The sequence below is a fragment of the Pseudomonas sp. HP_01 genome, from assembly GCF_055284355.1.
In genome coordinates, this window is record NZ_JBTOPV010000089.1 from 192,259 (window position 1) to 203,449 (window position 11,191).

At 60.9% G+C, this 11,191-nt stretch carries 9 protein-coding genes; 4 read left to right on the forward strand and 5 right to left on the reverse strand.

All coding sequences use genetic code 11. From position 1 onward, the window contains the following. Nucleotide 1 precedes the first annotated feature (1 nt). Nucleotides 2–1,672: a putative bifunctional diguanylate cyclase/phosphodiesterase gene (locus tag ACYAR8_RS25695; RefSeq protein WP_074892659.1), complete on the reverse strand. Its 1,671-nt coding sequence runs from the start codon at nucleotides 1,670–1,672 to the stop codon at nucleotides 2–4. A 201-nt stretch (nucleotides 1,673–1,873) separates the two neighbouring features. On the opposite strand from ACYAR8_RS25695, the gene rep reads away from it, so the two are divergent. The 4 genes from rep (at nucleotide 1,874) to ACYAR8_RS25715 (ending at nucleotide 6,402) form a co-directional block, all read left to right on the forward strand. Further along, entirely contained in the window at nucleotides 1,874–3,883 is a 2,010-nt protein-coding gene (rep, locus tag ACYAR8_RS25700) for a DNA helicase Rep (protein ID WP_074892658.1), read from the forward strand. A 39-nt stretch (nucleotides 3,884–3,922) separates the two neighbouring features. Continuing rightward, nucleotides 3,923–4,492: a xanthine phosphoribosyltransferase gene (locus ACYAR8_RS25705; protein WP_074892657.1), complete on the forward strand. Its 570-nt coding sequence runs from the start codon at nucleotides 3,923–3,925 to the stop codon at nucleotides 4,490–4,492. Between the two features lie 131 nt (nucleotides 4,493–4,623). Continuing rightward, entirely contained in the window at nucleotides 4,624–5,508 is an 885-nt protein-coding gene (locus tag ACYAR8_RS25710) for an MBL fold metallo-hydrolase (protein ID WP_463581434.1), read from the forward strand. Between the two features lie 78 nt (nucleotides 5,509–5,586). Then, nucleotides 5,587–6,402 (forward strand): sulfite exporter TauE/SafE family protein, encoded by an 816-nt coding sequence (locus tag ACYAR8_RS25715; RefSeq protein ID WP_463581435.1) that lies wholly within the window; start codon nucleotides 5,587–5,589, stop codon nucleotides 6,400–6,402. A gap of 570 nt (nucleotides 6,403–6,972) precedes the next feature. Here ACYAR8_RS25715 and ACYAR8_RS25720 read toward each other — a convergent pair. From ACYAR8_RS25720 to alr, 4 genes are all read right to left on the reverse strand, one after another. Continuing rightward, nucleotides 6,973–8,895 carry an acetyl-CoA hydrolase/transferase C-terminal domain-containing protein gene (locus ACYAR8_RS25720; protein WP_463581436.1) on the reverse strand — a complete coding sequence of 641 codons (1,923 nt, stop codon included), beginning with the start codon at nucleotides 8,893–8,895 and terminating at the stop codon, nucleotides 6,973–6,975. A gap of 105 nt (nucleotides 8,896–9,000) precedes the next feature. Beyond that, nucleotides 9,001–9,303, reverse strand: a complete 303-nt coding sequence (locus ACYAR8_RS25725) for a DUF2845 domain-containing protein (protein ID WP_463581437.1) — start codon at nucleotides 9,301–9,303, stop codon at nucleotides 9,001–9,003. Between the two features lie 8 nt (nucleotides 9,304–9,311). After that, complete coding sequence (locus ACYAR8_RS25730; protein ID WP_074893135.1) at nucleotides 9,312–9,860, reverse strand: cupin domain-containing protein; 549 nt, start codon at nucleotides 9,858–9,860, stop codon at nucleotides 9,312–9,314. Nucleotides 9,861–10,019: 159 nt separating this feature from the next. Further along, nucleotides 10,020–11,093: an alanine racemase gene (gene alr, locus ACYAR8_RS25735; RefSeq protein WP_463581438.1), complete on the reverse strand. Its 1,074-nt coding sequence runs from the start codon at nucleotides 11,091–11,093 to the stop codon at nucleotides 10,020–10,022. Nucleotides 11,094–11,191: the final 98 nt, after the last annotated feature.

Sequence of the window (11,191 nt, forward strand, 5' to 3'; positions counted from 1 at the left end):
CTCACTGGCTCTGCAGCGCAGTCCCTTTGCTCTGATCCATCGCGAGATAATTCATCAGCTCCGGCAATGCCAGCGGGTGGCTGATGAGAAACCCTTGAGCCTGATCGCAGTTGAAACTGCGCAGCAATGCCAGTTGCTCAGGGGTTTCGACGCCTTCGGCCACCACTTCGAGGCTGAGGTTGTGGGCCAGGTTGATCATGGCGTGGACCAGCTTGCGGTTTTCCTCGCGCTGCTCCATTTCACCGACAAAGCTCTTGTCGATCTTCAACAGCGTGATCGGCAGGCTGTTGAGGTGCACGAAGGATGAAAAGCCCGTGCCGAAATCGTCCAGCGAGAAACGCACACCCAGCCGGCCCAGCGCGTCCATGGTCTGCTTGACCAGGTCACTGCGGCGCATGACGGCTGTTTCAGTGAGTTCGAATTCCAGCCATTGCGCGTCAATACCGCGATCGGCGATCAAGCGGCTGAGCGTCGCCAGCAACTGGTTATCCTGGAATTGACGGAATGAAAGGTTGATTGCCATGTGCAGCGGCGGCACGCCCTTCTCGCGCAGGGCCTGCATGTCGCGCAGCGCACGGGCGATGACCCAGTATCCCAGCGGGACAATCAGCCCGCTTTGCTCGGCCAGCGGCACAAACTCGCTCGGCGGTAGCAAGCCGCGCTCAGCGTGGCGCCAGCGCACCAATGCCTCCAGCCCCAGAATGTGCCCGGTGTTCAGGCATAGGCGCGGCTGGTAATGCAGCTCCAGCTCGTCGCGACGCAAGGCCCGGCGTAGCTCACTTTCCAGGTCGGCGAGACTGCGGGCATTGCGGTTGATGCGTTCGTTGAAGACGTGAAAGGTACAGCCCTGCGTGCCCTTGGCCTGCTGCATGGCGATGTGCGCATGCCACATCAGTGGATCGGCGCCGCCGTTGAGACGGGCATATGCGATGCCCAGGCTGCAACCGATCAACAGGCTTTCGCCATCGATCCAATACGGTTCGGACAAGGCTTCGGTGATGCGCTCGGCAATGGACTCCGCGCGCTCAGGTGCCCGTCGAGTGTCGATCAGGAGGGCGAATTCGTCGCTGCCCAATCGCGCTAGTTGATCGCACGCCTCCAGTTGACCTTTCAGCCGGGCGACCACTTGCAGAATCAGTCGATCGCCCGCCTGATGACCCAGCGCGTCGTTGGCGCGCCGGAAGTTGTCCAGATCCAGATGCCCAAGCGCCAGGCCACGACCATCGAACTCGGCCAGCCGGGCGGCCAACAGCGTCTGAAAGCCCTGTCGATTGGCGATGCCGGTGAGAGGATCCTGCTCGGCGAGGCGATTGAGCGTGGTTTCCAGCACGCCCCGTTCGCGCACATGACGCAGACAACGGCGCAAGGCCTGCGGGGTAAGGACGTCTCGCACCAGCCAATCACTGACGCCGACAGGCTCTTCGTCCGGTTCTGTCTCGAAAAGCAATACGGTGGGCCAGCGGCATTGGCCGGCGGCGGGCTGAAGGGCTTCAGTGGTGAAAAGGATTCCGGGGACGGCGAGGTCTGTTTGATCGCCAGCGGCAGCCCAGCTGGGCGCGCAGTCAAGGACGGCGGCGTCTCCGATCGGTGCCAGGCACTCGCGCAACGATGCCGGCCATTCGGGCGAGTCCGCCAGAATCAGCAAGCGCAAGGGTTCGACAGGCGTAGACAAGCTAACTCCCCACACAAACGTAAAGACCTTGGCGCACCCCCGAATGAGGGTCGTCAAACGCGAGAATCATCCGCAATACGCAAATGTAACAAAACGGCGAAATATAGATAGCGCGGCGCATCACAGTGTCGGACGGTGGCTGCACAATCCGCTGACCCTGTTAAAATGCCCGCCCTTTTCAAAGCGACCCCATTTTTCCCCATGTCCCGACTCAATCCCCGGCAACAGGAAGCCGTGAACTACGTCGGCGGCCCTCTTTTGGTGCTCGCCGGCGCTGGCTCCGGCAAGACCAGCGTGATCACACGCAAGATTGCCCACCTCATCCAGAACTGCGGCATCCGAGCCCAGTACATCGTCGCCATGACCTTTACCAACAAGGCAGCGCGGGAGATGAAAGAGCGCGTGGGGACCCTTCTGCGCAGCGGCGAGGGGCGCGGCCTGACGGTTTCGACGTTCCACAACCTGGGCTTGAACATCATCCGCAAGGAACACGCCCGTCTGGGCTACAAGCCCGGGTTCTCGATCTTCGACGAAACCGACGTCAAGGCGCTGATGACGGACATCATGCAGAAGGAATACTCGGGCGACGACGGCGTCGACGAGATCAAGAACATGATCGGCGCCTGGAAAAACGAACTGATTCTGCCGCCCGAGGCCCTCGCCAATTCGCGCAACCCAAAGGAGCAGACCGCCGCCATCGTCTACAGCCATTATCAGCGCACGCTGAAGGCATACAACGCGGTGGATTTCGACGACCTGATTCTGCTGCCGGTGAAGCTGTTCGAAGAGCACGCCGACATTCTGGAAAAGTGGCAGCACAAGGTGCGCTACCTGCTCGTCGACGAGTATCAGGACACCAACGCCAGCCAGTATCTGCTGGTGAAGATGCTCATCGGCACGCGCTGCCAGTTCACCGTTGTGGGTGACGACGATCAGTCGATCTACGCCTGGCGCGGCGCACGGCCGGAAAACCTGATGCTGCTCAAGGACGATTACCCGTCGTTGAAAGTGGTGATGCTGGAGCAGAACTATCGCTCCACCAGCCGGATTTTGCGCTGCGCCAACGTGCTGATCGCCAACAACCCTCATGCGTTCGAGAAGCAGCTGTGGAGCGAGATGGGTCACGGCGATGAAATCCGTGTGATTCGCTGCAAGAACGAAGACGCCGAAGCCGAGCGCGTGGCCATCGAAATCCTCAGCCTGCACCTGCGCACCGACCGGCCGTACAGCGATTTCGCGATCCTCTATCGCGGTAACTATCAGGCCAAGCTGATCGAGCTGAAGCTGCAGCACCACCAGATTCCGTATCGGCTGTCCGGGGGCAACAGCTTCTTCGGACGCCAGGAAGTGAAAGACCTGATGGCTTACTTCCGCCTGCTGGTGAACCCCGACGACGACAACGCCTTCTTGCGCGTGATCAACGTCCCGCGCCGGGAAATCGGCTCCACCACCCTTGAAAAGCTGGGCAACTACTCGACCGAGCGCAAGGTGTCGATGTACGCCGCCACCGACGAGATTGGCCTGGGTGAACATCTGGACGCCCGCTTCACCGACCGCCTCAGACGCTTCAAGCACTGGATGGACGGCGTGCGCCAGCAATGCGCGACGCAAGACCCGATTGCCGCTTTGCGCAGCATGGTCATGGACATCGATTACGAAAACTGGATTCGTCAGAACAGTTCCAGCGACAAAGCCGCCGACTACCGCATGGGCAACGTGTGGTTCCTGATCGAGGCGCTGAAAAACACGCTGGAGAAGGACGAAGAAGGCGGCATGACGATCGAGGAAGCCATCGGCAAACTGGTCCTGCGCGACATGCTCGAACGTCAGCAGGAAGAGGAAGACGGCGCCGAAGGCGTGCAGATGATGACGCTGCACGCCTCCAAGGGCCTGGAGTTTCCGTACGTGTTCATCATGGGCATGGAAGAGGAAATCCTCCCGCACCGCTCCAGCATCGAGGCCGATACCATCGAAGAAGAACGCCGCCTGGCCTACGTGGGCATCACCCGCGCGCGGCAGACGCTGGCGTTCACCTTCGCCGCCAAACGCAAGCAGTACGGCGAAATCATCGATTGCCTGCCGAGCCGGTTCCTCGACGAACTGCCACCGGACGATCTCGCCTGGGAAGGCAACGATGACACGCCCGTTGAAGTCAAAGCCGTACGCGGCAACACAGCCTTGGCGGACATACGCGCCATGCTGAAAAGATAACGTTCATTTCGCGCACATCGCGCTCTGAGGACCACACACGTGGAAGCACTGCACAAGAAAATTCGCGACGAAGGCATCGTGCTTTCCGATCAGGTATTGAAGGTCGACGCGTTTCTCAACCATCAGATCGACCCGGTGTTGATGCAGCAGATCGGCGACGAATTCGCCACGCTGTTTGCCGACTCGGGCATCACAAAAATCGTCACCATTGAGGCGTCGGGTATCGCCCCTGCGGTCATGACCGGTTTGAAGATGGGCGTTCCGGTGATCTTCGCGCGCAAGCATCAGTCGCTGACCCTCACTGAAAACATGTTTTCCGCATCGGTTTACTCGTTCACCAAGCAGACCGAAAGCACCATCGCCATTTCGACCCGTCACCTGAACAGCAGTGATCGGGTGCTGATCATCGACGATTTCCTGGCCAACGGTAAGGCGTCCCAGGCGCTGATCTCGATCATCAAGCAAGCGGGCGCAACCGTCGCCGGCCTGGGTATCGTGATCGAGAAGTCGTTCCAAGGCGGCCGCGCCGAGCTGGACGGTCAGGGCTATCGTGTAGAGTCACTGGCGCGCGTGCAGTCGTTGAAAGATGGCGTTGTGACGTTCGTTTGATACCCAAGGCCTGCATTTGACACGCCGCACGTCCTGTAGGAGCGCGCTTTCCCGCGAAGACGCCGTAACCGTCGACCTCCGCATCACAGACACACCGCAGCATTCCTGCATCGGCAACAAAGGAGAGCACCATGATCATTGGCGAAAAACTGAGCGTAGAGGCGTTCTTCGATCCGCAGACCTCGACCATCAGTTACCTGGTCATTGACCGCTCTACGCTTCAAGCCGCGCTGATCGACAGCGTGCTGGATTACGACCCGAAATCCGGGCGCACCAGCACGCAGTCCGCAGACAAGCTGATCGGCAGGGTCCGCGAGCTGGGCGTTTCGGTGCAGTGGATTCTGGAAACCCACGTCCACGCCGATCACGTTTCGGCAGCGGCCTACCTGAAAGAACAACTCGGCGGCACCGTCGCCATTGGCAGCCACATCACCCGCGTGCAGAAAGTCTTCGGCACGCTGTTCAACGCCAAAGGCGACTTCGCCCGTGACGGCAGCCAGTTCGACCGGCTGCTGGAAGATGACACGCACTTTCAGATTGGCACGCTGCAGGCCAGTGCCATGCACACCCCCGGCCATACACCGGCGTGCATGACATACGTGATTGAAGCGGGTGACGAGGCCGTCGCGTTTGTCGGCGATACGCTGTTCATGCCCGACTACGGCACCGCCCGTTGCGACTTCCCCGGTGCCGATGCGCGCACGCTGTATCGCTCGGTTGGCCGAATCCTCAGCCTGCCGCCGCAGACGCGTCTGTTCATGTGCCATGACTACCTGCCGAACGGCCGTGAGCTGATGTTCATGACCACCGTCGCCGAGCAACGCGCCAGCAATATCCACGTGCGCGAAGGCATCGACGAAGACGCTTTCGTCGAGATGCGCGAGAAGCGTGATGCCACCCTCGACATGCCCATGCTGATCCTGCCTTCAGTGCAGATCAACATGCGTGGCGGCAATCTGCCGGAGGCGGAAGACAACGGCGTGCGCTACCTGAAGGTTCCGATCAACGCGCTGTAAATTCTGCCAGGCGCGCCGATCCAGCGCGCTCGCACCCAGAACCCATCCGGAAAGACCCACGGGACTTGCTCACTTAACATGAATGAACACGAACTGATCGGAGCCGGCCTCGGTACGATCATCGGCGCGGTGTTGGGACTGACAGGCGCGGGTGGCGGCATTCTTGCTGTGCCGCTGCTGGTTTTCGGGCTGGGCCTGACGATGATTGAAGCTGCGCCGGTGGGCCTTCTGGCAGTCGGGTTGGCTTCGGCGGTCGGTGCAGCGCTGGGGCTGCGCCAGGGCATCGTCCGTTACCGCGCCGCCATTTTCATTGCGATCATTGGCATCGCATTGTCGCCGGTAGGCCTGTGGCTCGCGCATCAACTGCCCAATGCGCCGCTGGCGTTGGGGTTTGCGCTGATTCTTTTTTATGTGTGCGGGCGGATCTACCGCAAAGCCGCTCACGAGCTGCGTCACGGTAAGCCGCCGGATCGAGGGGCATTCAGACCTTGCGTGGTCAATCCGTTGGTGGGTCGCCTCCGATGGACCCTGCCGTGCGCCCGCTCACTGGCGGCAACCGGTGCACTGGCCGGGCTGCTATCGGGTTTGCTCGGTGTGGGCGGTGGTTTTGTCATCGTGCCGGCATTGACCCGTTACACGGACCTTGAAATGAAGAGCATTGTCGCCACGTCGCTGGCGGTGATCGCACTGGTTTCGACGGGCAGTGTGATCACGGCCAGCGTCAGCGGCGCGATGCACTGGTCAGTGGGGCTGCCGTTCGCCGTCGGGGCCGTCGCCGGACTGATGGCTGGCAGACAGGTAAGCCGCTACCTCGCCGGCCCGAGATTGCAGCAATTGTTTGCCGTCAGCGGTTTTTTTGCCGCCGCGCTGCTGGTGATCAAAACCCTCGGCTGAGCGGGTGCAGCACGAAGGCGGTGGGTCTGTCGCATCAGTGTTGCCTGACCCAATGCATTCGCGGGCAAGCGCGCTCCTACAGTTTGTGGCGTTGCCCATATCTGCGTCGGACGCAAATCCACTGTAGGAGCAATCGGAGGTTACGACGGTCGCGAAGGCGGCGGGTCTGTGACATGAATGTTGCCTGACACACCGCAATCGCGGGCAAGGTGGAGCGCCACCCCGGTCACTCCTACAGTTTTGCCCCACACCCAACATCTGCGTCTGACGCAAATCCACTGTAGGAGCAATCGGAGGTTACGACGGTTGCGAAGGCGGTGGGTCTGTGACATCGATGTCGGCTGACACACCCCAATCGCGGGCAAGGTGGAGCGCCACCCCGGTCACTCCTACAGTTTTGCCCCACACCCAACATCTGCATCGGACGCAAATCCACTGTAGGAGCAATCGGAGGTTACGACGGTCGCGAAGGCGGTGGGTCTGTGACATCGATGTCGGCTGACATACCGCAATCGCGGGCAAGGTGGAGCGCCACCCCGGTCACTCCTACATTCCCAAGAAGGATCGGACCTAGGCAGTTGCCTGCAACCCCGCCAACACCAGCCGCTGATACAGCTCTTCTCGCAGTCCCTGTGGATGATCCAGGCCCATGCGCTGCAAGTGCTCCGGATACGCGCTCGCGTCAGGGGCTTCCAGCGTGGCCTTGCCCAGCTCGATGATTTCCGTGAGCTTGAACTTGCTCTTTAGCCAGTTCAGCGCGCGCAGCAAATCGCGCTCTTCAGCCGTGAAATCGCTGCCCAGCGGGTACTCGACGAATAGCGACGGGAACTGGTCGCGAATGTCCTTCAGCCGCTCGGGCGTGTTCTGGCTGAACAGCGGATCGAGGCGGAAATCCTTCGGCAGCTTGCCGGCCTTTTGCGCCTGATCGATCAGGCCCGGCTGGAAGCGTGAATCGCTGATGTTGAGCAGCGCCTCGATCACCGCAGAGTCGGTCTTGCCGCGCAGGTCGGCAATGCCGTATTCGGTGACGACGATGTCACGCAAATGCCTCGGTATCGTCGCGTGCGCATAGTCCCAAACAATGTTGGAACTGACCTCCCCGCCCGATTCACGCCAGCTGCGCAGGATCAGCACTGAACGAGCGCCCTCCAGCGCGTGGCCCTGAGCGACGAAGTTGTACTGCCCACCGACACCGCTGACCACCCGGCCATCGGCCAACTGATCTGAAACCGCTGCGCCCAGCAAGGTGACAGTGAAACAGCTGTTGATGAATCGCGCATCCCGCCGTTGAAGGCGCTTGAGCGTCTCGTTGCCGTAAAGCTCGTTGATGTAGCTGATCGCGGTCATGTTGATCTGCGCGATCTGCGCCGGCGTGAATTCCCGCAGCCGCTCGTAGAAGCTGCGCGGCCCGAGAAAGAAACCGCCGTGAATCAATACGCCGTCACCATAAACCGACTCGTCGAGCACTCCGTCGTTAGCCATCTGCTGCAGCTCGATGTCGGCGTACACCTTGCGGCGGATGATCCCGGCGTCCAGCAGCACCAGCAGGCCGTTGACCAACATTTCGCTGCAGCCATAAAGCCCCGTGGCGAATGGCATTACCCCGCCTTGCGCCTCAATCAACGGCTTCCAGGTAGAGATACCGTCCAGCTCGGCCAGGCACGCGCGGTAGGTTTCGTTATCGGCCTGGCGCGCAAGCAAGGCGGCGGTGAGGGCGTCGCCCATCGAACCAATGCCGATCTGCAACGTGCCGCCGTCGCGCACCAGCGTGCTCGCATACAAGCCAATGAAGTGATCCTGGACACCGACCGGCATGTTTGGCGTCGAGAACAGCGTGCTGCGCTCTTCGTGCTCGATCAGCAGGTCGAAGGTGTCGACGCCAACCTCGGCGCCTCCCTGCATATACGGCAGATCCGAGTGGACATGGCCAAGCATCAGAATGCGCTCGCCCGCCGCGCGGCGTTTTTCCACCATGGGCAGCAGGTCGAGGGTGATGTCGGGGTTGCAGCTCAGGCTGAGGTGACCGGGCCGTTGCGGGTCGCAGGCGATCAGTTGCGCAATCAGATTCAGGCCGTTGGCGTTGATGTCCCGCGCGGCGTGGCTGTAGTTGCTGCTGACATAGTCCTGCTGCGCTTCGACGCTGCCCAGCAGGCTACCGGGCTGCATGAAGAACTGCTGAACGTGAATGTTGGGCGGGAGGTCGTCCCGTCGCAGATCGGTGAGGAAATCCAGCTCCGGGTAATCGTCGAAGACGCGCTCCAGAAAGGGCTCGAGAAAACGTCCCTGCAAACCGTCGCCGCCATCCGGTCGCCCGAGGCACAGCGCGGTGTAGATGGTGAGATGCCGATCGGGCAGCGATTTGATTCGGGCGTACAACGCGTTGGCAAAGCGATTGGGCTTGCCCAACCCCAGCGGCATACCCATATGAATATGAGCCGGCAACTCGGCCAGCACGTGATCGACAGCTTGCTCGATCGAGCAGGAATGCGGCATCCGGCCTCTCCTGATTTTGTTATTTGATAGCGGTTGGACCGGGCCTTCAGAGGATTTGCTGCATTGCGCCGCTTGCGCCCATAAACACGACTGCCACTCGGCGACTCAATCCCGCTTCGTCTCGATCTCTACCAGCTTGTCCTCGATAAACCGTAAGTGTTGTTTTGCACCGTTGCGGGGGCCGTACACCCACAAACTAACCTTCGCTGTGCCGAGCTTCGGAACCCCGTTGCTTCTGAGCGCAGGCATCTGATCAACGCTGCTGTCAGGCGCCCCGCACTTCTGGCGGACCACGTCGGCGGTGTCCCCCAGACTGATAAGCGCCGTGCCGCAGCGCATCGTCGCGCTTGCAGCATCGGCGAAGAGCAAAACGGCCAGCCCGAGGAAGATCAGTTGTCGGTTAATCATGTCGCTGATCAGAAATTCGCCGGCGTGGCAGCGCTTATGAGTCGCGCAGGAACATCGAACGGGTTGCGAAAGCGATGCGGTCGGGAGCTCTCGAAATAGTAACTGTCGCCCTCTTCGAGCACGTAGGTATCAAGACCGACCACCAGCTCAAGACGGCCCTCGACCAGAATCCCGGTCTCCTCGCCCTCGTGCACGAGCATCTCGATGCCTGTGTCAGCACCCGGCGGGTAGACCTCGGAAAGAAACGCAATGGAGCGGCTCGGATGGGATTTGCCGACCAGTTTCATGGTCACCGCACCGTCCGAGATATCGATCAGTTCACTGGCTTTGTAGACCACTTGGGTCGGGTTTTCGGGTTCGAGCTCTTCGGAAAAGAACTCCACCATGGACATCGGTATGCCGCCCAGCACCTTGCGCAACGAGCTGATCGAGGGGCTGACGCTGTTCTTCTCGATCATGGAGATGGTGCTGTTGGTCACGCCCGCTCGTTTAGCGAGTTCACGCTGGGACAGACCTTTGAGTTTACGAATGGATTGCAGTCGTTCACCGACGTCCAATGCGGGAGTCCTCCTGATGATCAAGTTGGGTCAAGTGGCCGCCATCATGGCAACAGCGTTCAGTATTTACAACACTTGAGCCCATGGCCAGATCAGCAAAGGGACTGGCGGCCGTGACTGGCCGCGAAGGGATGGTTTGCAAGGGTTGGCGAGCGGAGATCAGGCCCCGTTATAGAGCCTCGGCACGCGCTTGAGATTGCAGAGAATCTGGTAGGGGATCATGCCGGCGTTCGACGCAACGTCACTGATGAGGATGTTCTTGCCCCACAGTTCGACGCGGCTGCCCAGCCCTGCCCCCGGCACGTCTGTGAGGTCGACGCAGAGCATGTCCATCGACACACGCCCGAGCAACTGGCTGCGATGACCGTCGACCATCACGGGAGTGCCGGTGGGCGCCTGGCGTGGATAGCCGTCGGCATATCCCATCGCGACCACACCGATACGCATGTTGCGCTCGGCAACGAATGTACCGCCGTAGCCCACCGGCTCGCCGACGGGCAGGTCGCGCACGCAGATCACCCGGGACTCGAGGGTCATGACCGGCTGCAAACGATCGGCGATCGTTTGCGGCTTCTCGAACGGCGTCGCGCCATAGAGCATGATGCCGGGACGCACCCAGTCACTCGGCACGCTGGGCCAGCCCATGACGCCGGGGGAATTGCGCAGGCTGACTTCAGCGGCCAAGCCGTTACGTGCCGATTGAAAAATCGCCACTTGCTCTTCAGTGCGCACGCTGTCGAGTTCGTCAGCGCGGGCGAAGTGGGTCATCAGGACGATCTTCGCGGCCTTGCCGCTGTTCAGCAGCCGCTGATGCGCCGCCTGAAAATCCGCGGGATGAATGCCAACGCGGTGCATGCCCGAATCCATCTTCAGCCATACGTTCAGCGGCTTGCCGAAGGCGGTTTGCTCGATGACGTCGAGTTGCCAGAGGGAATGCACCACGCACCAGAAATCATGCTCGACGATCAGCGCCAGTTCGTCGGCCTCGAAAAAACCTTCCAGCAGCAGAATCGGGGCGTTGATCCCGGCCTGACGCAGCTCCAGCGCTTCTTCGATGCACGCCACGGCAAAGCCGTCGGCCTGGGATTCAAGCGCCTGCGCAACCTGCACCGCGCCGTGGCCGTAGGCGTCCGCCTTGATGACGGCAAGCGCTTTGGCGCCAGCGGTTTCGCGCGCCAGTTGGTAGTTGTGGCGCAAGGCTTGAAGATCAATAAGGGCGCGGGCTGGACGCATGCTGGGGCTTCTTGGTCAGGGTTTCGGAATCTGTAGGAGCGCGCTTGCCCGCGATGGCGGTGTGTCAGGCGAGGTGGATGCAGCTAACCCATTTTTCG